The organism is Campylobacter sp. RM12640 (assembly GCF_020137595.1).
Taxonomy (GTDB): domain Bacteria; phylum Campylobacterota; class Campylobacteria; order Campylobacterales; family Campylobacteraceae; genus Campylobacter_E.
This window is the reverse complement of record NZ_JACGAU010000009.1, coordinates 53,451-80,395: the sequence shown is the minus strand read 5'-3', so window position 1 is coordinate 80,395 and position 26,945 is coordinate 53,451. Positions and strand designations below refer to the sequence as shown.

General features: G+C 27.7%; 23 protein-coding genes, 1 tRNA gene and 2 pseudogenes. 13 read left to right on the top strand and 13 right to left on the bottom strand.

Going from position 1 to position 26,945, the window contains the following annotated elements; translation table 11 throughout:
* On the top strand, positions 1-1,591 hold a 1,591-nt coding region (locus tag AVBRAN12640_RS05005; protein ID WP_336608529.1), incomplete at its 5' end, for a hypothetical protein.
* Positions 1,592-1,606: 15 nt separating this feature from the next.
* Here AVBRAN12640_RS05005 and AVBRAN12640_RS05000 read toward each other — a convergent pair.
* The 3 genes from AVBRAN12640_RS05000 to AVBRAN12640_RS04990 all read right to left on the bottom strand — a co-directional run bounded on the left by AVBRAN12640_RS05000 (position 1,607) and on the right by AVBRAN12640_RS04990 (position 6,019).
* Complete coding sequence (locus AVBRAN12640_RS05000) at positions 1,607-2,050, bottom strand: hypothetical protein (protein WP_336608528.1); 444 nt, start codon at positions 2,048-2,050, stop codon at positions 1,607-1,609.
* Positions 2,051-2,270: 220 nt separating this feature from the next.
* Positions 2,271-4,046 (bottom strand): dynamin family protein, encoded by a 1,776-nt coding sequence (locus tag AVBRAN12640_RS04995; protein ID WP_336608527.1) that lies wholly within the window; start codon positions 4,044-4,046, stop codon positions 2,271-2,273.
* On the bottom strand, positions 4,043-6,019 hold the full coding sequence (locus tag AVBRAN12640_RS04990) for a dynamin family protein (RefSeq protein WP_336608526.1): 1,977 nt from the start codon (positions 6,017-6,019) through the stop codon (positions 4,043-4,045). Before AVBRAN12640_RS04990 ends, AVBRAN12640_RS04995 begins: the two co-directional genes overlap by 4 nt.
* Before the next feature lie 211 nt (positions 6,020-6,230).
* On the opposite strand from AVBRAN12640_RS04990, the pseudogene AVBRAN12640_RS10025 reads away from it, so the two are divergent.
* Positions 6,231-7,259 (top strand): annotated as a pseudogene (locus tag AVBRAN12640_RS10025) (cache domain-containing protein); the annotation flags it as partial.
* On the top strand, positions 7,233-8,117 hold the full coding sequence (locus tag AVBRAN12640_RS10020) for a methyl-accepting chemotaxis protein (RefSeq protein WP_442862249.1): 885 nt from the start codon (positions 7,233-7,235) through the stop codon (positions 8,115-8,117). The pseudogene AVBRAN12640_RS10025 and the gene AVBRAN12640_RS10020, both read left to right, overlap by 27 nt.
* Positions 8,118-8,195: 78 nt before the next feature.
* Here the strand turns inward: AVBRAN12640_RS10020 and AVBRAN12640_RS04980 are convergent, their stop codons facing one another.
* The 3 genes from AVBRAN12640_RS04980 to AVBRAN12640_RS04970 all read right to left on the bottom strand — a co-directional run bounded on the left by AVBRAN12640_RS04980 (position 8,196) and on the right by AVBRAN12640_RS04970 (position 12,194).
* Positions 8,196-8,417, bottom strand: a complete 222-nt coding sequence (locus AVBRAN12640_RS04980; RefSeq protein ID WP_214117503.1) for a helix-turn-helix domain-containing protein — start codon at positions 8,415-8,417, stop codon at positions 8,196-8,198.
* 307 nt (positions 8,418-8,724) lie between these two features.
* On the bottom strand, positions 8,725-10,017 hold the full coding sequence (gene purB / locus AVBRAN12640_RS04975) for an adenylosuccinate lyase (RefSeq protein ID WP_214117502.1): 1,293 nt from the start codon (positions 10,015-10,017) through the stop codon (positions 8,725-8,727).
* The gene (locus AVBRAN12640_RS04970; protein ID WP_336608524.1) at positions 10,014-12,194 is read right to left on the bottom strand and encodes a hypothetical protein; all 2,181 of its coding nucleotides are present in this window, start codon (positions 12,192-12,194) and stop codon (positions 10,014-10,016) included. Before AVBRAN12640_RS04970 ends, purB begins: the two co-directional genes overlap by 4 nt.
* A 156-nt stretch (positions 12,195-12,350) precedes the next feature.
* Here AVBRAN12640_RS04970 and groES point away from each other — a divergent pair, with 156 nt between their 5' ends.
* The 4 genes and pseudogenes from groES (at position 12,351) to traT (ending at position 15,114) form a co-directional block, all read left to right on the top strand.
* A complete protein-coding gene (gene groES / locus AVBRAN12640_RS04965) occupies positions 12,351-12,608 on the top strand; it encodes a co-chaperone GroES (protein WP_214117500.1) in 258 nt (85 codons plus the stop codon).
* Between the two features lie 10 nt (positions 12,609-12,618).
* The gene (groL, locus tag AVBRAN12640_RS04960; protein WP_214119736.1) at positions 12,619-14,259 is read left to right on the top strand and encodes a chaperonin GroEL; all 1,641 of its coding nucleotides are present in this window, start codon (positions 12,619-12,621) and stop codon (positions 14,257-14,259) included.
* Positions 14,260-14,450: 191 nt separating this feature from the next.
* Positions 14,451-14,609 carry a hypothetical protein gene (locus tag AVBRAN12640_RS04955; RefSeq protein ID WP_336608523.1) on the top strand — a complete coding sequence of 53 codons (159 nt, stop codon included), beginning with the start codon at positions 14,451-14,453 and terminating at the stop codon, positions 14,607-14,609.
* Positions 14,554-15,114 (top strand): annotated as a pseudogene (traT, locus tag AVBRAN12640_RS10015) (complement resistance protein TraT). The gene AVBRAN12640_RS04955 and the pseudogene traT overlap by 56 nt, the downstream one beginning before the upstream one ends.
* Positions 15,115-15,304: 190 nt before the next feature.
* On the opposite strand, the gene AVBRAN12640_RS04945 reads toward traT, so the two are convergent.
* Complete coding sequence (locus tag AVBRAN12640_RS04945) at positions 15,305-16,618, bottom strand: cation:dicarboxylate symporter family transporter (protein ID WP_214117497.1); 1,314 nt, start codon at positions 16,616-16,618, stop codon at positions 15,305-15,307.
* Between the two features lie 114 nt (positions 16,619-16,732).
* Here AVBRAN12640_RS04945 and AVBRAN12640_RS04940 point away from each other — a divergent pair, with 114 nt between their 5' ends.
* The 4 genes from AVBRAN12640_RS04940 (at position 16,733) to AVBRAN12640_RS04925 (ending at position 20,183) form a co-directional block, all read left to right on the top strand.
* Positions 16,733-17,059: a rhodanese-like domain-containing protein gene (locus AVBRAN12640_RS04940; protein ID WP_336608521.1), complete on the top strand. Its 327-nt coding sequence runs from the start codon at positions 16,733-16,735 to the stop codon at positions 17,057-17,059.
* A 267-nt stretch (positions 17,060-17,326) separates the two neighbouring features.
* On the top strand, positions 17,327-19,396 hold the full coding sequence (locus AVBRAN12640_RS04935) for a ribonucleoside triphosphate reductase (RefSeq protein ID WP_442862248.1): 2,070 nt from the start codon (positions 17,327-17,329) through the stop codon (positions 19,394-19,396).
* Complete coding sequence (gene nrdD, locus AVBRAN12640_RS04930) at positions 19,393-19,524, top strand: anaerobic ribonucleoside-triphosphate reductase (protein WP_214117495.1); 132 nt, start codon at positions 19,393-19,395, stop codon at positions 19,522-19,524. The genes AVBRAN12640_RS04935 and nrdD overlap by 4 nt, the downstream gene beginning before the upstream one ends.
* Positions 19,521-20,183 carry an anaerobic ribonucleoside-triphosphate reductase activating protein gene (locus AVBRAN12640_RS04925; protein WP_336608520.1) on the top strand — a complete coding sequence of 221 codons (663 nt, stop codon included), beginning with the start codon at positions 19,521-19,523 and terminating at the stop codon, positions 20,181-20,183. Before nrdD ends, AVBRAN12640_RS04925 begins: the two co-directional genes overlap by 4 nt.
* Positions 20,184-20,210: 27 nt before the next feature.
* Here the strand turns inward: AVBRAN12640_RS04925 and bamD are convergent, their stop codons facing one another.
* Positions 20,211-20,873, bottom strand: a complete 663-nt coding sequence (gene bamD, locus AVBRAN12640_RS04920) for an outer membrane protein assembly factor BamD (RefSeq protein WP_336608519.1) — start codon at positions 20,871-20,873, stop codon at positions 20,211-20,213.
* Between the two features lie 83 nt (positions 20,874-20,956).
* On the opposite strand from bamD, the gene fliW reads away from it, so the two are divergent.
* The gene (gene fliW / locus AVBRAN12640_RS04915; protein ID WP_214117492.1) at positions 20,957-21,367 is read left to right on the top strand and encodes a flagellar assembly protein FliW; all 411 of its coding nucleotides are present in this window, start codon (positions 20,957-20,959) and stop codon (positions 21,365-21,367) included.
* Positions 21,364-22,101: a pyrroline-5-carboxylate reductase gene (locus AVBRAN12640_RS04910; RefSeq protein WP_336608518.1), complete on the top strand. Its 738-nt coding sequence runs from the start codon at positions 21,364-21,366 to the stop codon at positions 22,099-22,101. The genes fliW and AVBRAN12640_RS04910 overlap by 4 nt, the downstream gene beginning before the upstream one ends.
* 29 nt (positions 22,102-22,130) lie before the next feature.
* Here the strand turns inward: AVBRAN12640_RS04910 and AVBRAN12640_RS04905 are convergent, their stop codons facing one another.
* From AVBRAN12640_RS04905 to rpsL, 5 genes are all read right to left on the bottom strand, one after another.
* The gene (locus tag AVBRAN12640_RS04905; protein ID WP_214117490.1) at positions 22,131-22,664 is read right to left on the bottom strand and encodes a YagU family protein; all 534 of its coding nucleotides are present in this window, start codon (positions 22,662-22,664) and stop codon (positions 22,131-22,133) included.
* A gap of 956 nt (positions 22,665-23,620) precedes the next feature.
* Positions 23,621-23,697, bottom strand: a tRNA-Arg gene (locus AVBRAN12640_RS04900).
* A 59-nt stretch (positions 23,698-23,756) separates the two neighbouring features.
* Positions 23,757-25,832 carry an elongation factor G gene (fusA, locus tag AVBRAN12640_RS04895; RefSeq protein WP_214117489.1) on the bottom strand — a complete coding sequence of 692 codons (2,076 nt, stop codon included), beginning with the start codon at positions 25,830-25,832 and terminating at the stop codon, positions 23,757-23,759.
* 12 nt (positions 25,833-25,844) lie between these two features.
* On the bottom strand, positions 25,845-26,315 hold the full coding sequence (gene rpsG / locus AVBRAN12640_RS04890) for a 30S ribosomal protein S7 (protein WP_214117488.1): 471 nt from the start codon (positions 26,313-26,315) through the stop codon (positions 25,845-25,847).
* 78 nt (positions 26,316-26,393) lie between these two features.
* Positions 26,394-26,801 carry a 30S ribosomal protein S12 gene (gene rpsL, locus AVBRAN12640_RS04885; RefSeq protein ID WP_214117487.1) on the bottom strand — a complete coding sequence of 136 codons (408 nt, stop codon included), beginning with the start codon at positions 26,799-26,801 and terminating at the stop codon, positions 26,394-26,396.
* Positions 26,802-26,945 lie beyond the last annotated feature (144 nt).

The window sequence follows — 26,945 nt, the reverse complement described above, 5'->3', positions numbered from 1 at the left end:
TATTACTTTAAGTAGTGATATTAAAGCTGAAAACACTAATTCAAATTCTAAAAATACTTTACAAACTAGTGAGCAAATTGAAATTAAAGAAGAAATTAATAATAAAGTAGTGGCTTTATTAGAAAAAGAAGATGATGAAAATTCTGATAATAATAAAGAAGATGAAGAAAATAATGATAATGACACAAATAAACCAGATATGCCAATAGTTCCTAGTGAGCCTGTTTATAATAAATATTTTTCAAATGCAGACAATAAAAACTATTATTATTCATCAAATACTAGCCTAAGAAGTGGCGATGTTAGACAAGACGCTGCAGAGCTTAATGTGAAAAAAGGTAGTTTAAATATCCTTAGTAATACTAAAAGCGGTAATAATATTACAGATTTTAAAAAAATTAGCGTTACAAATAATCAGCTAAACATATTAAAAACTACAAATGATGCTAATAGTGTTGAAGATTTTTCATATAGTTTAACAGATACTACAATTAGTGGTTTAGATGGATATAGCGATTTAAAATTTAGTGCTAATGATGGAAAAGTAAGTTATACTGCTAATAAAGAAAAATTAGAAGCAAATATTTTAGATGATAGTTTTTCTATGTTAAAAGACACAAGCACAAATTCTAATTATAATGCTATAGATAAAGAGTGGGGTAATTTTACAAATACATTATTTGAAAAAAATAAGGATTATTTCAATGTATCAGATTTAAATAAGGTATTTTATTATGGTTCAAATAAAGCTGCAATGCAGTTAAATCTTAAAAATTCATCTATTGCTTATTATTATGCAGATGCATATGAAGCTAAAAAACTTTATGCTGATTTTAAATATGCAAATCAAATATATTACGAAAACGCAAAGAGTTCAGGAAGTTCTTATGATAAGCAAACTTATGATGTATATAACAAAACCATATCACCTATTAACGGCTCATCTACTTATAATATACAAGCAAATGCTTCTAATGGCATTAAAAATCAAGATTTTGCTTTAAAAGCAGATAAAAATAAAGCAGAAATTAATTTTGGAAGTGTAATTTCTAGTTTGATGGATACTCAATTAGACCCGCAAAATAGATTTCAATACTTTTCTAATGAATTTGATAAATATAAAGATACTTATAAAAGTAAATATTTAGGTGCTGATGAAGATAAGGAATATTTTTATGCAGGTAGTGGAAGCTCAATTAAATTAAATCCCGCTAAGCAAGAAGTAGATAGTTATGTAGTATATGATGGTGGGTATGGAAATATTTTTAGAGTAACTTTTGATAAAAATATCGGAGATGCTACCTATGTTAAAAGAGTTGATGGTAGGGTTCAAGATGTTAAACATTCTCAAAAATTTAATATAAATAGTATTAGAGATGTAAATTCAGGTTATGCACTAACAGTAGGCGATAGCAATAATGATTATAATTTTGAAGTGAAGGCTGATAAAGTTGGAGCTAGTTTAAAAGGCAATTTTAAGATAAATGGAGCTAATCATAACGTAGATTCTGGTATTTTACAATATGTAAATACTTCTGAAGCGCATAAATTAGTTAAAGATACTTACGATAAAGCAGTTCAAGGAAAATAATAATTTTTAGGGGAGTTAGATTTGACCTAATTCTCCTAATAAACTTCTTAATTTATCATTTCTATATTTTATTTCTTCACTACATTTTCTAGCAATATCTATGCAGATATTTAAAAAATTAGTAGTTTCATCATTTTCAAAATCTATTTTTTTGACATTAGTTAGTTTGTCTTGATTAATACAACTAAAAATATATGTAATCACTTTTAGACTAGGTGTTAATAGCAAATATCTTTTATTGTGATATATAATATATTGTTCGTTGCATTGTGTGGTTAATAGTGTGATTATTTCTTGTTTTATTTGTTCGTAAGGAGTATTTGGGAAATCTTTGGCTACTTTTTTGATAAATTTTTCATCATTAATTCTATCTTCTTCACTCTGCAAAAATACACTATCATTTTCAAGTAGTGTTTCAAGTTCTTTTAATATTTCAATAGCTCTAATGTAATCTTTCATTTTACCACCTACTATATTTATTACATTTATATTACATTAAAAAGAAAAATAAAGGTAAATTTTTTAGGTTATTTAATTAGTTTTTTTAATTAAAATAATTTTAATAATTAAGCATTTAGCCTAAATATTAGTATTTTTTATCTTTTATAGTCATAAATATATAAAATAATACATTGAAAATTTAAGTATAAATATTAAATATTTATACTTAAAAGGTCTTTTATATGTCAAAAGTTAAAAAAGAATTTGAAATAATATCTTTAATATTATCTAGCTTAATTTGTCTATTATTTAGGCTTTTTGTATGTTTTAGCAGTATTGTATTTAACTCGTTTAGATATTCATTTTTTAATTTTATGATTTCTTTTTTATTTATCAATAGTTCTTCAAATTCAAAAAAACTACAATCAGTAAGCAATCTTTGATAAATTTCATTTTCACTAGGCAAATAAAGCTTAAATTGTTTGCTATCTAGCTCATAAAATTCACGACTTGCATTAATCTTTTCATAAAAAAATGATAGGCTTAATTTAGCTGCGTTTTCGTAATTATTTAATGCTTTTATATTTATTTTTTCAAAAAGCTTATTTAATTTAAGCTCATAATTATTTAAAGCCTTTTCATAATCATTTATAATAAGCTCATCTAATGCTTTATAAAAATCATCTGCTATTGCGTAAAAATCAGCATTTACAAGGTCATTGTAGTTTTTATCTAATTCTTTTGTTTTAGCAATATTTAAAGCATTTTTAAATTCTTTTAAAGGCTTGTGAAAATTATCTAAAAGGTTTAAAAATTGCTCGTTTATTTCTTTTCTAATTTTTAAAAATTGCTTATTAATCGTATCTTTGTTGTAAAAAATACTTAAAAATGTATCATCAGGATTTAAAGTTTTGTATGAATATTCGTTTTTATTAAAGCAATTTTTATGAAATACTCCATCATTTTGGGTATAAAAATAAGCATTTTTTACCTTAAAATTAGTCATAAATTCGTTAGCAATCGTCCTTGCTATACTCTTTAAAGCATTTAAAATCTCATCATTAAAGCCACTATAATCAAATTCATTTTTTACAAGTATTTCTAAATAATTTTTAATTTTACACTCTAATTCTTCAAGGCTTAGTTTAATTTCACTAATAATTCCTAAAAGCTCATTATTTAATGTTTTTAAAGACGCTTTTATATTATCTTCTTTAATGCTTGTTTTATTTAGGTTTTTTAAAAAATCATAAAAGGCCAAAATATTTGAATCAGGATTATTTTCACTTGCTTGTTTGCAAGAAATTAGCTCAATTTTTTCAAAATACTTAGCAAAAACTTCATTTAAATAATTCTTTAATCTTAATTGCTCGGCTTCGTTTAATTTATCTTTTTGATTAATTAGACAAATCTTTTTTATATTTGGTTTTAATTCTTTAATAGCCTTTTCTTCACTAGCTTTACCAGCACTTTCAGCTAAACTTAGCCAAATTAAAGCATCAAAAGAATTAAATAAATTTTTAGAAAATTCTTCATCGGTAGTATTTGCATTTAGTCCTGGAGTATCAATTAGTGTAATATCTTTTAAAAGCTCGTTATTTGTAAAAATATTAATACTTTTAAGCCCATTTAGTTCTTCGTTTTGGTCATTTACAATATTGTTTGTAAGTTCGCTTAAGCCGTTTTCAAATTCTGCTAAAACTAAATCATTTAAACCATAATTAATATAAGTAGCAACAACGCTAACAGGTCTTGCCCCTGTAGCTAAAATATCTTTTTTAAAAAGCAGATTTAAAAGTGAGCTTTTACCTGAACTAAATTGTCCTATCACACCAACTTGTAATGGTAGATTATAATGCTTACATAAATTATCAATATTATTAATTAGTTTATTGCTAAGCATTAAATTAGGATTTTTTAGAGTGTTTTTTAAGGTTTTTAAATCTCCTAAAAAGCCTTTTTCATAACTTATATTGTATTTTTCATTATATTCTTTTAAGACACTTTTTATCATTTTAAATTCTCTTTTATTTCTAATAATTTTTCTATTTTTTGTGTATTTAAGCTCAATAGATTTTCATCGTTAAATTCATTTATATTGATTTTTTCAATATGATAAATACTAAAAAATTCATTTTTCAAAAACTCATTAGCTAATTGTTTTTGCTCGCTAAAATTAAAAAAATTAAGATTGATATTTAAATAAATCGCATTTAATTTATTATTGATTGCATTTTCACTTTTATCACTTAGCAAATCAAGTTTATTTATGATTTTTTCAAATTCTTCAAATATTTCTTGTAATTTATTTTTATCAAAAATAATTTCATAATCTTTAGTAATATTTAGCTTTGCTTTAATTTCATTAAAATCATTTAAGAATTTATTACTCATACTTGAGTTAAGCCCATTTAATAAATCTTTAAAACCTTGAAAAATTACATTTCTTACCTTTTCGTTTGAGTAATTTTTGTCATAATTTAATTCATCAAAAATCCTAGCAGCTTGATTTTTTGCTAAAAAGCTTAATTCGTGTGCTTGGATTTTGTAGTCTTTATTTAAGTATTCATTTAGCGATATTTCAAGTTCTTGTTTTAAGGCTAGCTTTTTGGCATTTTCGTTTTGTAGATTTTCTATATTTTTCATATATTCGTTTTTATCTAGCTTTAAAGAATTGTTTATATTGGTTAAAAGCGTAATTTCTAAATCAATTAGATTTTTAAATTTTTCGCTAATGCTATTTATAAATTCTTGTGAGCTAGTAGAATTAAAGCAAACATCGTTTAAATAAGCTTTTAAAGCATTTATTTCGCCTTTTGAATTGTCTTTTTTAAATTCACTAGCACTTACGCAAAATAGCTCATAATTAGGTGTAATATCTAGGTTTTTAAGCTCATTGTTAAAGCGATTTTTGACATATTCTTTTAATTTAATTTGCTCATCGATACTTATTAAATCACTTTTTGTAAGCACTAAAACTAGCTTTGAATTAGGATTATTTTTAGCAAAACTAGTTAAAAATTCTAAATCTTTAATGCTAAGTGCTTGAGTGCAAGTCATAAGGTATAAAACACAATTAGCAGTTTTTAAAAACTCTAAGCTTTTTTGTTCTCTACTAATTACTACATCATCAAGACCAGGAGTATCTATTATATTTATTTTATTTTTTAAATACTCGTTGTTTAGATGGATTTCAATATCTTTTACAAAAATACTTATGCTAGAATTTGCACTTGTATAATCGTATAATTCGTTTATTTTTACTTCAACGCTTTTATGCTCAACAAAATCAATATTAAAGATTTTATTTAATTCTTCATTCAAACTAGCTTGAGTTTTTAAGGCATTAAATTCTGCTTCATTATAAAAATTTACTTTTATTTTTTCATTTTCATCATAGCTAATTACACTAAGATTTGCCGTTTCAGGTGCATTTGATACACCTAAAAAATCTTGATTTAATAAAGCATTTATTAGGCTACTTTTTCCTGCGTTAAATATCCCACTAAAAGCTATTTTATAATCTTTGCTAATTAATTGAGTATAAAACTCATCAAGCTTATCTTTAAGCTCATTGCTTAGAATTTGTTGTAAATTTTTATAAATATTTTCAAGTTTATCTTGGCTTTTTTTAAAATTATTATTAAATTCTTTTGATGAATTTATTTTTGTATTTTGAAGATAAGTGAAGATATTTTCTTTTATTTTTAATAATTTTAATTTTTCAAGATAAAAGATTATTTCAAGTGGATTTAAAAGATTATTGTGAATAGAATTTAAAACAGCAATTTGCTTCATTTTAAGCTCAAAAAAACTATCAGTATTTAGGTATTGTTTGTATGTTTTTAGATTTAATAATTCTTTATAATTTAATTCATTAGCACATAAAATTAATGCGGCAAGTTCGGGATTAAAAATATTTTCTTCATAGTTAAAATCAAGATTTCCTAATTCATCATTCCATAAATTTTTTAATAATTCTTGCAATTTAATTCCTTTTTGAAAAGATTTAAAAATCTTAGCTATTAAGACTTAAAGAAGTGTTACAAATAGTAATTAGGAGAAAAATTATCTAGTTTTTGTGTAAAAACTACTCAAATACCTATAAATATTTTAATTATATTTATCAATTAATTATATTTTTATTATATTTTTTGTGTTAGTATCTCGCCGAATTTTTAATAAAAAAAGGAAAAAAATGAGTTTTAAAAATAAAATTTATTTAACATTAATTGTGTTATTAGTCGTTGGATACTCGGCTCTAACCTACATTAGTTATAGCACTAGTAGCAAAACTATATCTGCTAATATTGAACGCTATTTAGATGATATTGTAGATAAGAATTTAAATTACATTCAAAATTTCATTAGCATAACAGAGCAAAGCATTAAAGAGACTGCTAAAACTTTATCTAAGTTTGATTCAAATTCTAAAGAAGCTTTTGTGCCTTACTTAGAAAATGAAACTAGGGTTTTAAATTCTCCTATGGTATTTTTAGCGTTTGAAGATGGCTCTATGTATGATGGCACAGGCTGGAAAGCACCTTTTGATGCAACGCAAAGAGGTTGGTATAAACAAGCAAAACAATTAAATAAAACTTTTGTAACCGATGTTTATGAAGACGCTCAAACTAAAAAATTAGTTATGTCAGTAGTTTCTCCAACTTATGATACAAATTCTAATTTTAAAGGTGCTTTAGGTGCTGATGTTACCTTAGATAAAGTTTCTGATTTTTCTAAAAATGCTGGAATTGAAGGTGGAGCTTTATATGTTTTAGATAATTATGGAATGATTATTGGTTATCCTGATCAACAATTAATAGGTAAAAAATTAGTAGAAGTATTTCCTAATTTAAAACCAATGCTTGATGAAATGTATTCAAAAAATAGTGGCAAATTAGAATTTGAATTAAATGGAGTAAAGCAAATTATGGATTTTAGCACTATTCCTGAAACTGGCTGGAAAGTTGCTGCTGCGATAAATAAAGAACTAGCATTTAAAGATGTTAGCAATCAGTTTAAAACGCTAATAATCGCAAGTGTTTTAGCTATTGTGGTTACTATTGGTATTGTTATATTGGTTTTAGTTTATTTGTTTAGACCATTTGATAGACTAGGCTTAATGATGAAAGATTTAGCAGTAGGGGAAGGTGATTTAACAAAAAGAGTTGCGATTAATGGAAATGATGAAATAGCTCAAATAGGAAAGCATGTAAATACTTTTATACAAAAAATCCAAACTTTAATAGCTAATTCAAAATCAACTTCAACAGAAAATGCAAGTGTAGCTCAAGAATTAAGCTCAACTTCACTAGCAGTAGGTAAGCAAGTAGAAGAAGAAACTACAATAATAGGTTGTGCTACTAAAGCAGGAGAAGCTATATTAAAAGATATAGATGTTACCGTTGAACACGCTGAAGAGAGTTCAAAACAACTTGAAACAGCTAGTGATAATTTAGATATTATTAAAAATCAAATATTAAAACTTGTTTCAGTATTAGAAAATCAATCTTTACAAACTACTGAATTATCAAATAAATTAAATCAAACTAGCCAACACACAGAAGAAGTTAAAAATATCTTAAATGTTATAAACGATATAGCAGACCAAACTAATTTATTAGCATTAAATGCAGCTATTGAAGCAGCTCGTGCGGGTGAGCATGGTCGTGGATTTGCTGTGGTTGCTGATGAGGTTAGAAAATTAGCTGAAAGAACGCAAAAAAGCCTTGCAGAAATAAATACAACAATAGGTGTGGTAGTTCAATCAGTAAATGATGCGTGTGGAGAAATGGAAAAGAACGCTCAAGATATTTCAAATATTTCAAAATCTAGTGTTCAATTAGAAGAAGTGGTTAATGAAAACTCTTTAATCGTTCAAACAAGCATTAGTGCTAATAAAAATAGCGTAAATGAATATAAAGATATAGCTAAGACTATTCGTAGTGTTATAACTCAAATTGAGCAAATTAACAAAATCGCTAATTCAAATGCTAGAAGCGTAGAAGAAGTAGCAGGAGCAAGTGAGCATTTATCTAAGATGACTATTAAACTTGATGAAGAATTAGGTAAATTTAAAATCTAATTTAAACCAGCTAAATGCTGGTTTAATCTTTTAGTGGAATTTAAATCTAAGATTATTTGTAAAAGTTTTTTAATATTGTTAGTTTGATAGGATTTCTTTTAATTTTCTGAAATCTTTTAATTCATTTTCTAGTTTATAAACTTTTTTTAGCAAATTCATAGCAGCTATGGTTCTTGTGCTTATTCTATTTGTAGCAATTGCAATTCTTAAACTCCCTTCACTCATTCCAATTTTTTCTGCTAATTCTTTGTAGGTTAGATTGTTTTCTTTACAAAATGTTTTTATTTCTTCTACTTTCATATCATATCCTTAATACAAATATATTTTTTATATAATATCATTTAAATGATTAAGCAAAATATATATTTTTTAAATTTTTGTATTTTTTATGATGATAAAAGTAATGAATATATTTTAAGTGTAAGCATAGTTAAGCTTTTTATTAAATGAAGCAAGTAAGAGATAGGAATGAAAAATAATAATTCACAAATTATATTTAGAAGAATAGATATAAAGAATTATCAAAAGTTATTAAAGAAACAAATAAAGCTAAAAAATTAGTTTTAAAATGAGATAAATAATAGGAATTTGAAATTCCTATTATTTTTTACAATCCCAAACGCTCATAAATCTTATCAATATTTTTAAGATGATAATCAACTAAAAAAGCATTTTCAATCTCTTCGGTACTTAAGATTTCGCAAATTTCTTTGCTATTTTTTAATAATTCTTTAAATTGAAGCTTTTCGCTCCAAGCCTTTTTAGTTAGTCCTTGCACTAAATCATATGCCATCTCACGACTTAAACCCTTTTGAATAAGGGCTAAAAGCACTTGTTGAGAGAAGATTAATCCATAAGATTTATCTAAATTACTTTTCATATTTTCAGGATAAATCATTAGATTTTTTACAATAGAACTAAATCTTTTTAGCATATAATCAAGCAAAATCGTTACATCAGGAAGCATAATTCGCTCTGCACTTGAGTGGCTAATATCACGCTCGTGCCATAGATTTATGTTTTCATAAGCAGTTATTAAATACCCCCTAATCACACGGCTAAGACCACAAATATTCTCACTTCCTATTGGATTTTTCTTATGTGGCATTGCAGAGCTGCCTTTTTGATTTTCACTAAAATATTCAAGCATTTCTACGCATTCAGTTTTTGCAAGGTGTCTTATCTCTGTAGCAAATCGCTCAAGTGCACTTGCAATCAACGCACACACGCTTATGTAATTTGCGTGCAAATCTCTAGGTAAAACTTGAGTGCTGATATTTGCTACATTTAATCCAAGCTCTTTACAAATATCAAGTTCTACTTCTAGTGGAACATTTGCATAAGTGCCTACTGCACCACTAATTTTACCCACTCTAATCTCTTCGCTAGCGTTTATAAAACGCTCATAATTTCTTTTGATTTCTTCGTAAAAATAAGCAAACTTTAGCCCAGTGGTAGTAAGCTCTGCATGAACTCCGTGGGTTCTTCCTATTTGTGGAGTATATTTATAAAGATTTGCTTTTTCTTTTAAAATATCTAAAAGATTTTCTAAATTAGCTTTTATTATTTCATTTGCTTTTTTTAGCTGAATTGCTTGTGCAGTATCTACTACATCAGTGCTTGTTAGTCCATAATGAACCCATTTTCTCTCATCGCCTAAATTAAGTGATAATGCTCTTGTAAATGCTATTACATCGTGTTTGGTTTGCTCTTCTATTTCTTTTATTTTTGCTATATCAAACTTAGCATTTTTATATAGTTTTTCTAAATCTTCATTAGGAATTACACCTATTTTATTAAACGCCTTGCAAGTTGCAAGCTCAACTTCTAGCCAAGCATTAAATTTAGCTTCTTCACTCCAAATACTTGACATTTCAGGGTTTGAATATCTTGCAATCATTTTTTACCTCCAAATAATCCTTTAATAAGATTTTCAGCAGGTTTTAATGTTTCATTTATTTTTTCACCATTATTTTTGCCTGTTATTTTATCTAATACTTTTACAGCATTTTCTATAGTATTTTTTGCATCAGGAATGAATTTAACATCATCATTTACACCTGAAAATGTTCCTTTAATTTCATTATTATTAAATGCTACAAGAGCAGGTGCATTGATACTTTTTGTAAGAGTATTATATGTTCCATTATTTACTTCAATTTTTGCACTTGTTGCACTAATTTTTGCATTATAATCAATTAGATTTTTATTAATATTTACTAATACATCGCCTTTATCAAAAATAACTTGGGTAATATCAGTATTTAAAATCGTATTAATTAATTTTATAGTTTTGTGATATTTTAAATGTCCTTTTCCAAGATTTGCAACTAATTTTCCATTAGCATTTTTTAAATCATAATCTAAATTCCCATTGATATTTGCCTTATAAATATCAATTAAATCAAAAGATTTTGCAAGATTATCTAAAGCTACGCTAGTTAAATTAGCGTTAAATTTATCCCCATTTAGCTTAGCAGCTAATGAACCGCCAAAGAATTCTTTTGAGTTTAAAGTAAGATTTAATATCTTATCAAAAGTTAAATTCCCATCAACTTTTACATTTCCGCTCATATTTTTATTAAGTAAAGCATTAAAATTAGCTAGATTTGCACTCGCATCATAATTTGCGTTTGCTACGCCTTTTTTGTAATTACCATTTGCATTAAAACTATCTACTAAATCAGTATTTAATTTAGCGTCAAAACTGATATTATCAGCACCATTTAGCTTAACATCAGCGTTTGCTAATACTTTTGAATTAAGTTCTAAATCATATTCTTTTTTGAAATAACTTGGGATTGTTTTTCCGTTTATATTAAGATTTGCCGAGCCTATTAGGTTTTTTAAATCACTTAATTTTGCGTTTATATTAATATTTGCATCTAACATTTTATCTTGATTTAACAAGCCTAATAAAGCTAGAGATTTTAGACCTTCAATGTTAGCTACTAAATCATTTCTACCCATTTTTATATCTGATTTTGCACCTAATAATAAACCATTTACATTCGCATTTTCTAAACCATTTTTATCTAAATTAGCACTAGCTTTAAGATTTATTATCTCATCGCCACTAAGTTTTAAAAGTCCTGCGTTAGCTCTTAAATCGGTATTAATTGCAGTTTTGCTATTAGATAAATCGTGAGTGATTTTTAAATCTTTTGCATTTATATTTTTACCACTAACTATAGAATTTATATTTGCTAATTTGTTTTTAAAATCAATTTGCGAAGTGATTTTCAAATCAGAATTTAAATTAGGATTTATGAAAGCTAATTCAGTAAGGCTTGTAACTAATTGCCCTTGAACTTCTAATTTATTAAGATTTATAGGTTTAAAATCACTTGTAATATTTAAAATATTTGATTTTACATTGATATTTGGAGTAATTTCATTAGCTTTATAAGTATTTTTAGAATCAATTATAACCTTACCAAATCTTGAAATGTCAATTCCAAATTCTTTTGTAATACTTGGTTTTAGCTTAAGTTCTGAATAAATATTAATTAAAGCTTTTGCATCAAGTTTGTCTTTATCAAATTCATCAACATTTGCATTTAGGTTGATAAATCCACTTGCATAATCAACATTTGCGATTTTGCTTAATTTTTCTATATCTAAATTATTAGCATTAAGATTTAGTTTAGTTGGAAAATAATCTTTTATATTTGCATCAAGTGTAAGTGGGCTAGTAAAAATAACACCTTTTCCATCTATGTTAAAATTATTAAAACTACCATTTATATTACCTTTAATGTTTAAAGGGTCGGTGATTTTTAGGGTTTCTAGGTTTTTTCCATTTAATTCATAATTTATATTAAGATTGCGAGATAATAGTGAAAAATCCCCATTAACTGCTGCTTCAAGCATTCCATTAACTAAAACTTTTAAATTAATAGTTGAAAATCTCAATTCAAATTCTTCAATTTTAACTGCTATATTTGAATTTTCATTGATTTTTTTCTCTGCTATATTTTTTACGAAATTATTTCCAAAACTTGTAAATAATACACAATAAGCCCCTATAACAATTATTAAAATCAAAGCAAGGAGCGAATAAATAACTTTTTTCATAATACAACCTTTCGTTTTCTTCATAAATAAACTTGAGCTATTTTCACTAAAGTTTCTTTAGTTATTTTTTATCATTTAGTGATTTGATTAACTTATTTTAATTATAATTTAGCACTCAAAGAATTAGAGTGATAAACCACAAGAAAGGAAGAAAAAATGAATTTTACTCCACTAAATAAGCGTGTATTAATCAAATGCGCAAATGAAACAAAAACAACAGCTTCAGGAATTATTATACCTGACAATGCTAAAGAAAAACCACAACAAGGCGAAGTTGTAGCAGTTGCTAAAGAAATTAGCGATATTAAAATCGGCGATAAAGTAGTATTTGGTAAATACGCAGGTAGCGAATTAAAAATTGATAATGAAACATATTTAATTTTAAGTTTTGAAGATATTTTAGGAATTTTATAAGGAGATTTAGATGGCAAAAGAAATTTTTTATTCAGACGAAGCTAGAAATAAATTATATGAAGGCGTTAAAAAATTAAGTGACGCTGTAAAAGTTACTATGGGGCCTCGTGGCAGAAACGTATTAATTCAAAAAAGTTTTGGTGCTCCAACTATTACAAAAGATGGTGTTAGCGTTGCAAAAGAAGTTGAATTAAAAGACACTTTAGAAAATATGGGTGCTAGTTTAGTTCGTGAAGTTGCAAGTAAAACTGCTGATCAAGCAGGAGATGGAACTACAACTGCAACCGTTTTAGCTCACGCAATTTTTAAAGAAGGTTTAAGAAATATAACAGCTGGTGCAAATCCAATTGAAGTTAAGCGTGGTATGGATAAAGCTTGCGAAGCAATTATAGCTGAACTAAAAGCTTTAGCAAAACCAGTTGCAGGAAATAGAAAGCAAATCGCACAAGTTGCTACAATTTCAGCAAATAGTGATGAAAAAATCGGACAATTAATTGCAGATGCTATGGAAAAAGTAGGCAAAGATGGCGTTATCACAGTTGAAGAAGCAAAATCAATCAATGATGAATTAAGCGTTGTTGAAGGTATGCAATTTGATAGAGGCTATCTAAGCCCATATTTTATCACAAATGCTGATAAAATGAATTGTGAATTAAGCAATCCATTAATTTTACTTTATGATAAAAAAATCACAAATCTAAAAGACATTTTACCTGTGCTTGAAACTGCACAAAAAAATGGTCGCCCACTTTTAATCGTTGCTGAAGACATTGAAGGCGAAGCATTAGCAACTTTAGTTGTAAATAAATTAAGAGGAATTTTAAATATAGCTGCAGTTAAAGCTCCTGGTTTTGGTGATAGAAGAAAAGCAATGCTTGAAGATATTGCAATCTTAACAGGTGGAACGGTAATTTGTGAAGAAATGGGAAGAACACTTGAAAGTGCAAACGCAGCTGATTTAGGAAGTGCTAGCTCAATCGTAATTGATAAAGATAATACTACAATAGTAAATGGTGCAGGTAGCAAAGACGCAATTAATGCAAGAATTAATCAAATCAAAGCTCAAATTGCTGAAACTACAAGTGATTATGATAGAGAAAAATTACAAGAGCGTTTAGCAAAATTAAGTGGTGGTGTTGCTGTTATTAAGGTAGGTGCTGCAACTGAAACTGAAATGAAAGAGAAAAAAGACAGAGTTGATGACGCTTTAAGTGCAACTAAAGCTGCTGTTGAAGAAGGTATAGTAATCGGTGGTGGTGCTGCACTAATTCACGCTACAAATAGAATTAATCTAAATCTTGAAGGCGATGAGTTAATCGGTGCAAATATCGTTCGCCGTGCAATCAAAGCTCCAATTCGCCAAATTGCAGAAAATGCAGGATTTGATGCAGGAGTTATCGTAAATACAATTGAAACTTGCAAAGATGAAAACAAAGGATTTGATGCTGCAAGTGGCGAATATGTAGATATGTATGAAGCAGGAATAATTGACCCTGTTAAAGTTGAGCGTGTAGCATTACAAAATGCTGTAAGCGTTGCTTCAATGCTACTTACAACAGAAGCTACAATAAGCGATATTAAAGAAGATAAACCTGAAATGCCAATGGGTGGCGGTATGGGTGGTATGGGCGGAATGCCTGGTATGATGTAATACCACTTTTAAAAGCTCCAATTTTGGAGCTTTTTATTATTTAAATTCCTAAATTATTTTATTAACTTCATTTCATAAATCTAATTTAATCATATCTTTAAAAAACTATTTATTAAAAGAAATTTTAAGCTTATATTAAGAATCCCCCCCCCCCATATAATAAAAGTTTAATTTATTTTAGAAGAACTTTTATGAATAAGACAATTTTAAGTATTGTTGGTATTGGTTTTATGTTTGGTGCTTGTGCTAGTAATTCTTTAGAGCTTGATACTAAATTAAATAATAGTATTTTTATTGAACCAGTTGCTAAAAGCAAAAAAAAGTATATTTGTATTTGCAAAAAATACTAGTGATTGTAATGTAAATATTGAATCAAAACTAATTGAAGGATTAAAAAATAAAGGCTATACAATACTAAATGAACCTACTAATGCTACTTTTATTGTAAGCACTAATATTGTTGAATGCTCTAAAAAAAGCGAAGAATAATTAAAGCAAGATGCTTTAAAATCAATCAATCTAGCATTTGCTGCTTTTGCTAATAATAAAAGTTTTGCAAGTTCTATTATAAATAATATTACCGGCGAAGAATATACAATAGAATTAAAAGCTGATGTTAATATTAAGCAAAGAAGTGCAAATAAGGTAATCAATCAAAACAATAATTATGATATAAAAAATTCAAATTCATCTTTAAAATTACAAAACAATTCAAAAACTCAAAATTACGAAAGTGATTTCATTGAAAACTCAACATTAATTAATGCAAAAGCAAAACAAAGAAATATTAAGCTTGAAGAAGTATTACCTATACTTGAGAATGAAATGGCTAAGAAGATATATAATTTATTCTAATTTTTAAGGAATTTAAATCCTTTTTAAATTCCTTAATTCAGGTAAAACCTTATTTTTCTTGGTTTTCATTATTTTTTTTAATAAAAATTGTTGCTATGCAAACTAGCACAGCAAATAAAGAAAAAGCTTGTTCTAACACTTGCATTTGATATCCTTTTATATTGCAGGATATCAAAAGCAAAAAGTATTCCTAATCTTGTATTTTAAAATCATTAGGGTGGTCTAGTGCGTAGCGGAATTTTTCCATATCTATTTGTTTATTCCATATAGCAACTATTAAGCAAGCAACAGAGTTACCGCATAAGTTTCCACACGCTCTCATCTCACTCATAAACTTATCAACTCCTAATAAAACGGTGATTGTTGCAACAGGTATTAAATTATCTCCTAATGAGCTAAGAGTTCCTGCTAAAACGATAAAGCCGCTTCCTGTTACTCCAACAGCACCTTTACTAGTAACCATTAATATAAGTAAAATTGTAATTTCTTGCCATAAGCTAATATCTATATTAAATGCTTGTGCTAAAAATATTACAGCCATAGCTAGATAAATATTTGTGCAATCTAAGTTAAAGCTATATCCAGTAGGTAAAACTAAACCAACACAGCTTTTATCAATTCCTGCTTTTTCTAATTTTTTCATAAGTGGTAATAATGCACTTTCACTTGAGCTTGTTGTAAATACGATTAATAATTCTTTAGCTATAAATCTAATGAATTTAAATATATTTACTTTAGCTACATAACAAATTATTCCTAAAACTCCAAATATAAATACACAACAAGCAGCAAGCATAACAAATAATAAATATCCCATATTTACAAGTGAGCTTAAGCCAAATTTTGATATTAGATAAGCCATAGCACCAAATGTAGCAAGTGGGCTAAAATACATAATTAAAGTAAGAATTTTAAATACAAATGATTGGAACACTTCTAAAGCTTTTTTGATATATTCTCTATCTTGCTCTTTTAAAGTTATTACAATAAATGCTGTAAATAATGCTATAAATAAAACTTGCAATGTTTTTCCATCTGTAAATGGGCTTACTAAATCTTGTGGAATTGCTCCTTTTAAAACTCCCCAAAAACTACTTTCACTACCTTGAGAAGCTTTTACATATTTATCAACACTTGACGCATCTAAAGCATTGATATCAAGATTCATACCAACTCCTGGTTGCATAATTCTTGCCATAAATATACCTACTATTAGAGCAAGTGTGCTTACTACTTCAAAGTAAATTACAGCCTTAACACCAATTCCGCCGATTTTTTTAATATCTCCTAGTCCAACTATTCCTAGAATAATCATTACAAAAATGATAGGTCCAATTAAAAGCTTTAATGCTTTAATAAACATATCAATAAACACTTTAGACCAAATAGCTAGATTTTCTATTCCAAGTGCTTCTATTTTAATAGGAGGCATGGCTCCAACAACAATTCCTAGGATTAATCCTACAATAACCCAAAAAATAAGGCTTTTAAAATACCTGCTCATTTTTTTTCCTTTTTTAGATAATATTCACTCATAATAACCAAAAAAATATTTTTTTGATAATTTTTAATAATAAATTAGATAAAAAATGTTACGAATTTACACAAAGGATAAAATATGAATATAAATATCAATGCAAAAGATATAGATTTTGACAAACATTTAATAGTAGATATTAGAACTCAAGAAGAAATAGATGAATTTAGTTTAGAAGATACTTTACTTTATCCTATAGATTTTAATACAGCTGATGAAGAAACTATCAAAAAAGACTTTGATGAGCTTATTAAAAATAATTCTAAAACATTAGTAATTATGTGTAGAAGCGGAGCAAGAAGTGCGTTTTTATGTGAGTTTTTAAATCAAAAAGAAAAAATCGCTCTTAATTTATCAGGTGGTATTATTGCAATGTGTCAAAATTACCCAGATAAAGTAAAAAATTAATTAAAATCATTACAATATGTAACATATTTGACTATTTATAATAATTATTATTAAAATAGTCAAATAATTAAAATTTTTAAAAAATTCTTATTTTAAATTCTTTTTATCAAAATCAAACAAAGTCCGATACGATAAATGTTTTAAATATTTTAAAATTATTATTAATTACTTTAAAGTTTCAGTTTGATTTTGGCTTAACTTAGTAGCAACTTTTCTTTAACTTTTAAAAATAAAATGAAAATATTCATTATAAAAAGGACAATCAAAATGATACTTAAAAGAAATGGATTAAAAGAAGTTTTTAAACCTTATAAGATAGAAAATGCTATCAAAAAAGCTTATGCAAGTTGCAATAAAGAAGCTTCAAATTCTTTAATATCTTTAGTTATTAAAGAGTGTGAGAATAAAGACTTAGTAAGCGTTGAAGAAATACAAGATAAAATTGAAAAAACACTATTTAATGAAAAAGAATTTGAAGTATTGAAAAGCTTTATGCTTTATAGACACACTAGAAAACTTCGTCGTGAAAAAGACCTAGAATATGGCACTTATATTAACTGCTCAAATACAATAAGCGAATATATAAACAAAAGCGATTGGAGAATTAATGCTAATTCAAACACAGGCTATTCTCACGCAGGACTTATAAATAATACTGCAGGAAAAGTTATTGCAAATTATTGGCTAGATAATGTCTATAGTGATGAAATGGGCTTAGCACATAGGAATGCTGATTTTCATATACACGATTTAGATTGTCTTAGTGGATATTGTGCGGGTTGGAGTTTAAGAGTATTATTAAATGAAGGATTTAATGGAGTAAGAAGTAGGGTTGAAAGCAAAGCTCCTAGGCATTTTAAAGAAGCTTTAGGGCAAATGGCTAATTTTTTGGGTATTTTACAAAGCGAATGGGCTGGAGCTCAAGCGTTTTCAAGCTTTGATACTTATCTTGCTCCTTATGTTTTTAAAGATAAATTGAGTGATTTAGAGATTAAAAAGGCTTTAATAAGTTTTGTTTATAACCTAAATGTCCCTGCTCGTTGGGGACAAAGTCCATTTACTAATATTACTTTAGACATAGTTTGTCCTCAAGATTTAAAAAATCAATTTCCAACCACTAATGATATTCATTTTTTTAAGGGCATAAAAGATGATGAATTAGAGCAAAAGGCAAAAATGCGTGGAAAAAACTCACTAGAAGAGCTAACTTATGGTGATTTTGAAGAAGAAATGCAAAGAATTGTTAGGATATTTTATGAAGTTTTAAGCGAAGGCGATAAAAACCATCAGCCTTTTACCTTTCCAATACCTACTATAAATCTTACTGAAGAATTTGATTGGAATAGCGAAGTAGCTGATGCGATTTTTGAAAATACAGCAAAAATGGGCTCATCATATTTTCAAAATTTCTTAGGCTCACAATATAAATTAGATGAGTTTGGCAATAAAGTAGAAGATGAAAATGCTTATAAACCAAATGCGGTTCGCTCTATGTGTTGTAGGCTTCAGCTTGATTTAAGAGAATTATTAAAGCGTGGTGGTGGGCTTTTTGGAAGTGCTGAAATGACAGGAAGTATTGGTGTAGTTACTATCAATCTAGCTCGTTTGGGGTATTTGTATAAAGCAGATGAAAAGGGTATTTATAAACGCTTAGATGAGTTATTAGTTTTAGCCCGTGATAGTCTTGAATTAAAAAGGGCTTTCATTCAAAAAATGTATGATAGGGGGCTTTATCCTTATACTAAAAGGTATTTGCCAAGTTTTAATAATCATTTTTCAACTATAGGGATAAATGGGGCTAATGAAATGCTTAGGAATTTTAGCAATGATGCTTATGATATAAGTTCAGAAATAGGAAAAGATTTTTGCATTAAATTAGTAAATTATATTAGAGAAAAAATTAAGCAATTTCAAGAAGAAACAGGTAATTTATATAATCTTGAAGCCACTCCAGCAGAAGGGACGACTTATCGTTTTGCTAAAGAAGATAAAAAAAGATTTAAAGATATTATCCAAGCAGGAAATGGCGATGAGATTTATTATACAAATAGCACACAACTACCTGTAAATTACACTGATGATCCATTTTTTGCACTCAATATGCAAGATGATTTGCAGTGTGCTTATACGGGTGGAACCGTTCTTCATCTTTATATGAAAGAAAGATTAGAAAACAAAGAAATTTGTAAAAGATTGGTTAAAAAAATAGCGAATAATTATCGTTTGCCATATTTTACGATAACGCCTGTTTTTAGCGTATGTCCAATACATGGATATATTGCAGGAGAGCATGAGTATTGCCCTAAATGTGATGAATTATTAAAGGAGAAAGAATGAAAAATAACGAAAAAAGAACAAAATGTATGGTTTATACTAGAGTAATGGGTTATCACAGACCCGTAGAAAGCTTTAATCTAGGCAAAAAAGGAGAACATAAAGAAAGGAAAATGTTTGTTATCAAATGATTTATGATATTACCCCTTTTAGCGTGATTGATTATCCTAATTATATCTCTTGCATAGTGTGGATTGCAGGTTGTAATTTAAGGTGTAAATATTGCTATAACGAGCATATTATCAATGGTTTTTCTAATGTAAGTAAGAATCAATTAAAAAGCTTTTTAGAAAGTAGGGTAGGTTTAGTTGATGGGGTTGTTTTTAGTGGTGGAGAATGCACTAATTCTTCTAATTTATTAGATTATATAAAATTAGCAAAAAGCTTAGGCTATTTAATCAAAATTGATAGTAATGGCTCAAATCCTAATGTAATTAAAAATATTTTAGAAAATGATTTAGCAAATTATTTTGCTATTGACTTTAAAGCCCCTAAAGAGAAACTAAAAGCTCTTACGGGGCTTGATTATTTTGATGAGTTTGATAAGACTTTAGATATTTTGCTAGATTTTAAAGCAGAATTTGAAATAAGAACTACTTGGCATTTTGACTTACTTAGCGTTGATGAAGTGCTTAAGATGAATGAGTATTTAAGAAAAAAAGGTTATAAAAATAAATATTATTTGCAAAAATTCCTAGAAGTGCCAAATATTGCTAATCTAAAGCAAAGCATTAAAACGATTGATTTTAATAGACTTGATGATGATTTTGTGTTAAGGAATTTTCATTAAATAAAATTTAGGAATTAAATTCCTAAATCAAAGTGCATAGCTGCTTTCAAATAATCTTCTATACCAAGGAAGTCTTGGTTTTATATATTTAATATCGTTTAAATCACTATCTTTAATCTTTTTATCATAGATTTCTTCGCTTATATCGTGTCCCATTCTTCTATATAAATTCCTAATATCAGTATCTAGCATAATTTGAGTAAGATTTAATTTAGTCTTAATACTATTTACTAAAGGCGTATATTTTGAATTTTTATAAGTAGATAAGAAAATATCAGCATCTTTAATTGAGTCTAAAAGCAAATATTGATTTCTATTAGGCAATGAAAAAGCATAAAAATTATTTCTAATTTTAAGATAATTTAGCCATTCGTAATTTTGGCTATTACCATATAGCTTTATATATTCATCTATGTAATAATTTGCTAACAAATATTCGTGCTCATTTGCGTGTGCTTGTGATAAAATTAACATAGCACTTGCTAAAAGTGGGCTATTTATATGCTCGCTATACAAAGATATATAATCACTATCTGCTTTTTCTAAATCATTCTTTTTTATACTTTCAATGATTTTTTCTAACCAAGCACTATCGCTTAAATTATAATCATCAAACATATCTTTTTTATTGCTAGCACAAGCGCTAAAAAATATCGTTAAAATTAGTAAAAAAATATTAAGTTTTTTCATTTATTTTCCTTTAAAAAGGCGATTATAAGTTCTAATGTTAAATATTTATTATATACTTAGGATATTTTTTTAAAGGAGAAATAATGATATTTGAAGTTAAGTTTCCTATATTAGGTTTTGAAGATACTACAAAAGTAGAGTTAGAAAAAATGTATGATTGTTTCGCGAGATTAAAGAGTGTTGATGGTAGAGGTTTTACATTTACTATGCTAAATCCTTATGCTATTTGTAAAGAATACGAATTTGATATGCCACTTTCTTACAAAGCTTTACTTGAAGTTACAGCTAGTTCAAATATTGAAATTTATAATATTTTGATTTTAAATAAAAGCGTTGAAGAATCTACTATAAATATGTTAGCTCCAGTGATTTTAAACCACGATAATAACACTATGGCACAAATTATTTTAGACCCAACTCAATATCCATTCTATCATCCAACAGAAAAGATTAAAAATTTCTTACAACAAAATATGAATGAACTAAAGCAATGAATGAAAATATTTATATCCTTGGCAATGGCAAAATGGCGAAAGCTATTGCTAAAGGATTAGAAAATTCAAATTTTAATGTGGTTTTTGTAGTAAGAAATAAATTAAATGTAGGTGTTAAAAATTGTATTTCTTATGAAGAATTTGATATTGCTAATAAGATTTGTATTTTATGCTTTAAGCCATATAATTTAGATGAAGTTAGTAAAAAATTTTTAGGTAAAACTGCAAAAATTATCATTAGTCCTTTAGCAGGAATTAGTATTGATAGTTTAAAAGTAATTGCATCTGAATATTATTTAAAAATTATGCCAAATATTGCTGCTGAATACAATAAATCTTGCACTACTTATGTAGGAGATAAAACTCATAAATATTTTGATTTAGCTTTAAATATTATTAAAGGTTTTGGGGTGGCAATAGAATGTGAGAATGACAATGAGCTTAATTTAGCTATGGCTATTAATGGTTGTGCCCCTGCGTTTTTAGCGTTAGTTGCTGAAGCTTTAGCTAATGGTGGAGTTAGTATAGGGCTTAAAAACGATAAAGCTTATGAATTGGTAAAATCATTATTTGCTAGTTTTGAGAGCTTAATTGCTAATAATCATCCAGCATTAATTAAAGAAGGCGTATGTTCTCCTGCTGGAGTTAGTATAAAAGGTGTTAATGTTTTAGAAGATGAAGCTGTTAGAAGTGCTTTTATAAAAGCCATAAAAGCTAGTGCAAATAAAAATTAATTTACACACCTAAAAAAGGTGTGTAAAGCTTATTCAATATCAGGTGATTTTGTAATTCTATTTCTTATATCTCTTCTTACTATTTCCATTCCCCATAGCCATACAATATGTCCAAATATTTCTGATAAATGTTCATCAAATGGAATTTGTGATAAAGGAGGAACTTGTGCTATTAAAGGCATTACAATTACATGCGCGAATAAATATACGAAGAATCCAAATACAGCACCTTGCCACATTTTAATACGAGGCCAAATTTCTGCAATCATACAATACATAACACCAAATACGATTGAAAATCCAACATGAACAATGAAAATTGATAAAGGCATATCCATACCTGAAAACATATAAGTAAAATCAGTAGGCATACCAATTTGTTCTAAAAATATTTTAGGTGGAGTGGTTCTTTCTAATGCATCAAGAGGCCAAACAAAATTAGGATTTCTTGGTGGAAATGGCACTTCCCAGCCCCATTTAACAATAGCACCGAATATTCCAGCTAGAATTCCAATCCAAAAAGATAAAGCCAAACGCCTATCGCTAGGTTTTGTAAAAGTCATAAAATCTCCTTAAAAATAAATTAAAACTGAATTATACTAACTAATATTAATAATTAAATAAAATATATTATCTTTTAATAATATTTATTAATTAATTACCTAAATTATTAATTTTATTTAAATAAATTAATATAGTTTTTCATACTATTAATTTAAACAAATATATATTTTTTATATATTATTTTATAAAATTTTAAAAGTATTATTTTAAATTATTTATAAATAATATATAGATAATTATTTTAAGTATATGTTATAAATTAGAAAAGTATAGTGATAGTATTTATAAAATAAAGATAAGGTTTGTAGTATTTAATTTATAATATATGTTTTTTATTTGTAATAAAAGCTTTTTTTATTTCAAGTATTGCAACTGCTCTTATATTTATTTAAACTTATGGTATAAAGCTATAATTTATATGCTAATAATTACAATATTATTTTCTCTATATTGGTTACATTTAATAATCATAGTCTTATCCGTGAATATTTAAGATTTTTGATAATTGCTAGTTTAGTTAATTGGAAATAATATATTTAAACATTTTAGAATTCAAATACATAAATTATACTGCATTGGCATTTGCAATTTTAGTATACAAATCAATATATTAAGCTTAAAATTAGTGCTTAAATACGATTAAATATATTAGAATTAATATTTTAAAATATTAAGAGTATTTTTTAATAGTAATTAATAAAGAGAATGCAAAATCACTTATACATTTAGTTAAATTATTAGATTGGTTATATCTCACATAAATATAGTAGAAACGCTTTCTTTGTGCCTTTTAGGTTTTATGCTTTATCACTCGCTATTTATTTATGATTGTTTCTTAGTAATTTTTTAAATATTTTAAGTCTTATTATATGTTTTTATAAGTAAAGATAAAATATAAAATAATTATAAAAAATACTTTAGAAGCTTAAATATATATTTTAAAATCAATATTAAGTGGTGTCCCCAACAGGATTTGAACCTGTGGCCTTAGAATTAGGAATTCTACGCTCTATCCAGCTGAGCTATGAGGACTAAAAGATTTGATTATTATTTTTTTGAAGAACTAGGGATTTTAATCCCTAGTTTAGATATTACATATTTCTTTTTTTGATGATTTCTTCAGAAACATTTCTTGGAACTTCACTATAGTGGTCAAATTCCATTGAATATGTAGCACGACCTTGTGTTTGGCTTCTTAAGTCAGTTGAATATCCAAACATTTCAGCAAGTGGGCAGAATGCTGCGATGATTTTATTTCCACCACGCTCATCCATACTATTTACTTGACCACGGCGTTTATTTAAATCTCCAATTACATCACCCATATAATCTTCAGGTGTTTCAACTTCAACTTTCATAATAGGTTCAAGTATTACAGCACCAGCTTTTCTAGCACCTTCTTTAAAGCCCATTGAAGCAGCTAATTTAAATGCCATTTCGCTTGAGTCAACTTCGTGATAACTTCCATCAAATAGTGTAACTTTTACGTCTTCTACAGGATATCCAGCTAAAACACCATTTTGTAATGCTTCTTGAATACCTTTATCAACTGCAGGAATATATTCTTTTGGAACAACCCCACCTTTAATATCATTAACGAATTCGTATCCTTTACCTGGCTCAAGTGGCTCAAGGCGTAAGAATACATGTCCATATTGACCACGACCACCAGATTGTTTTGCATATTTGTATTCTTGCTCAACGCTTTGGCGGATTGTTTCACGATAAGCAACTTGTGGCTTACCTACTTCAGCATCAACTTTAAATTCTCTAAGCATTCTATCTACGATAATTTCAAGGTGTAATTCACCCATACCTGAAATAATAGTTTGTCCGCTTTCTTCATCAGTTGAAACTCTAAAGCTTGGGTCTTCTTGTGCAAGTTTATTAAGTGCGATACCCATTTTTTCTTGGTCAGCTTTAGTTTTTGGCTCAACTGCAACACTAATAACAGGATCAGGGAAATCCATTTTTTCTAAAATTACTTTATCTTTTTCACTTGCTAAAGTATCACCTGTTAGTGTATCTTTTAGACCTACGATAGCACCAATTTCTCCAGCATAAAGTTCTTTAATTTCCTCACGCTTGTTTGAGTGCATTTTTAATAAACGACCAATTCTTTCTTTTTTATCTTTTGTTGCATTGTAAGCATAACTACCACTTTCAAGTTTTCCACGATAAACACGAACGAAAGTAAGTTGTCCAACGAATGGGTCAGTCATAATTTTGAATGCTAATCCTGCAAATTCGCCATCATCAGTTGATTTAACACTTGTTTCTGTGCCGTCTTCATATTGACCACGAATATCTGCAACTTCATCAGGAGCTGGTAAGTATTTTACAACAGCATCTAGTAGTGGTTGAACACCTTTATTTTTGAATGCAGTTCCGCAGCACATAGGAATAATTGATAAATCAAGGCAACCTTTTTTGATACCTTTGTAGATTTCATCGTTTGTTAATTCTTCTCCACCTAGGTATTTATCCATTAGTTCTTCACTAGTTTCAGCAACTGCTTCTACTAATTTTGTTCTATATTCTTCAGCTTTTTCTTTTAAGTCAGCTGGAATTTCAATTTCTGTATAATCTGTTGGTTTTTTATCATCATCCCAAACATAAGCAACCATTTTTACTAAATCAACTACACCACGGAATGTGTCTTCAGCACCAATTGGAATTTGAATTGGAACTGGATTAGCTTTTAAACGATTTTTAATTTGTGCTTCAACATTATAAAAATTTGCTCCAACTCTATCCATTTTATTTACGAATACTATTCTTGGAACATGATATTTATTTGCTTGTCTCCATACGGTTTCACTTTGTGGTTGAACTCCACCAACAGAGCAAAATACTGATACAGCACCATCTAAAACCCTCATTGAACGCTCAACTTCAATAGTAAAGTCAACGTGGCCTGGGGTGTCAATTAGGTTGATTTGGTGGTCTTTCCAAAAGCAAGTTGTAGCAGCTGAAGTAATTGTAATACCACGCTCTTTTTCTTGCTCCATCCAGTCCATTGTAGCTGTACCTTCGTGAGTTTCACCAATTTTATGACTCATACCAGTAAAGAATAAAATTCTTTCTGATGTTGTAGTTTTACCTGCGTCAATGTGCGCAGCAATACCAATATTTCTAACACGAGATAAAGGAGTTTGTCTTGCCATTTTAACTCCTTTTTACCATCTATAATGTGCAAATGCTTTGTTCGCTTCTGCCATTTTGTAAGTATCTTCTTTTTTCTTGAATGCTGCACCTTTGCTATTTGCTGCATCCATTAACTCACCTGCTAATTTTTCAATCATTGTTCTTTCGCTTCTTTTTCTAGCGTTTAGAATAATCCAGCGAATTGCTAGCGCTTGTTGGCGAACAGGGCGAACTTCAACAGGAACTTGATAAGTTGCACCACCAACACGGCGTGCTTTAATTTCTAAGACAGGTTTTACATTTTCAATAGCATCATTAAATATATCTATACCTTTAACTTCGCTATTTTTAGACGATATTAAATCAATCGCACCATATAAAATTTCAGTAGCAACAGATTTTTTACCATCATACATTAATGAATTAATAAATTTTGTAATTACTTTACTACCATAAATAGGATCAGCTAGAACTTCTCTAACTTGTGCTCTTCTTCTTCTCATTTTTTCCTCTTCAACTTTAAATTATAATTTACTCAAATTATGCCGCATATCTAAGCTGCAAATCTGTGAAACTCGTTTTTATTTTTTGCCTTTTGTAGGAGCTGCTGCTTGACCTGGCTTTGGTCTTTTTGTTCCATATTTTGATCTTGAAACTGTTCTCTTTGCAACACCTGCAGTATCTAAAGCACCACGAACGATGTGATACTTAACACCTGGTAAGTCTTTAACCCTTCCGCCACGCACTAAAACGATGCTGTGTTCTTGTAGGTTGTGTCCTTCACCACCAATATAACTAATAACTTCAAATCCTGTTGTTAATCTAACTTTTGCAACTTTTCTTAACGCTGAGTTAGGTTTTTTAGGAGTTGTAGTATAAACTCTTGTACAAACGCCACGTCTTTGTGGGCAATCTTTTAACGCTGGTGATTTTGATTTAACAATCACTTTTTTGCGTTCTTTTCTAACCAATTGATTTATGGTAGGCACGTTTCATCCTTTCAAAAAATTTATTAAAAAGTCGTGATTATATAATATTTTTCTTAAAAAAGTTTTAATACTTTTAACCTTAATTGAGAACAAGAAATAATTAAGTTTTTTTCACTATCATTTACGAATTATTTTTTAGTAAAT

Bases quoted from the DNA above. Each gene is read 5' to 3' on its own strand.
- fliW (WP_214117492.1), top strand. From the start codon at position 20,957: ATGATATTTGAAGTTAAGTTTCCTATATTAGGTTTTGAAGATACTACA.
- AVBRAN12640_RS04970 (WP_336608524.1), bottom strand. From the start codon at position 12,194: ATGAAAAAAGTTATTTATTCGCTCCTTGCTTTGATTTTAATAATTGTT.
- fusA (WP_214117489.1), bottom strand. From the start codon at position 25,832: ATGGCAAGACAAACTCCTTTATCTCGTGTTAGAAATATTGGTATTGCT.
- AVBRAN12640_RS04995 (WP_336608527.1), bottom strand. From the start codon at position 4,046: ATGATAAAAAGTGTCTTAAAAGAATATAATGAAAAATACAATATAAGT.
- AVBRAN12640_RS04940 (WP_336608521.1), top strand. From the start codon at position 16,733: ATGAATATAAATATCAATGCAAAAGATATAGATTTTGACAAACATTTA.
- AVBRAN12640_RS04955 (WP_336608523.1), top strand. From the start codon at position 14,451: ATGAATAAGACAATTTTAAGTATTGTTGGTATTGGTTTTATGTTTGGT.
- groES (WP_214117500.1), top strand. From the start codon at position 12,351: ATGAATTTTACTCCACTAAATAAGCGTGTATTAATCAAATGCGCAAAT.
- nrdD (WP_214117495.1), top strand. From the start codon at position 19,393: ATGAAAAATAACGAAAAAAGAACAAAATGTATGGTTTATACTAGAGTA.
- AVBRAN12640_RS04980 (WP_214117503.1), bottom strand. From the start codon at position 8,417: ATGAAAGTAGAAGAAATAAAAACATTTTGTAAAGAAAACAATCTAACC.
- rpsG (WP_214117488.1), bottom strand. From the start codon at position 26,315: ATGAGAAGAAGAAGAGCACAAGTTAGAGAAGTTCTAGCTGATCCTATT.
- purB (WP_214117502.1), bottom strand. From the start codon at position 10,017: ATGATTGCAAGATATTCAAACCCTGAAATGTCAAGTATTTGGAGTGAA.
- AVBRAN12640_RS04910 (WP_336608518.1), top strand. From the start codon at position 21,364: ATGAATGAAAATATTTATATCCTTGGCAATGGCAAAATGGCGAAAGCT.
- AVBRAN12640_RS04935 (WP_442862248.1), top strand. From the start codon at position 17,327: ATGATACTTAAAAGAAATGGATTAAAAGAAGTTTTTAAACCTTATAAG.
- AVBRAN12640_RS04945 (WP_214117497.1), bottom strand. From the start codon at position 16,618: ATGAGCAGGTATTTTAAAAGCCTTATTTTTTGGGTTATTGTAGGATTA.
- bamD (WP_336608519.1), bottom strand. From the start codon at position 20,873: ATGAAAAAACTTAATATTTTTTTACTAATTTTAACGATATTTTTTAGC.
- AVBRAN12640_RS04905 (WP_214117490.1), bottom strand. From the start codon at position 22,664: ATGACTTTTACAAAACCTAGCGATAGGCGTTTGGCTTTATCTTTTTGG.
- AVBRAN12640_RS05000 (WP_336608528.1), bottom strand. From the start codon at position 2,050: ATGAAAGATTACATTAGAGCTATTGAAATATTAAAAGAACTTGAAACA.
- groL (WP_214119736.1), top strand. From the start codon at position 12,619: ATGGCAAAAGAAATTTTTTATTCAGACGAAGCTAGAAATAAATTATAT.
- AVBRAN12640_RS04925 (WP_336608520.1), top strand. From the start codon at position 19,521: ATGATTTATGATATTACCCCTTTTAGCGTGATTGATTATCCTAATTAT.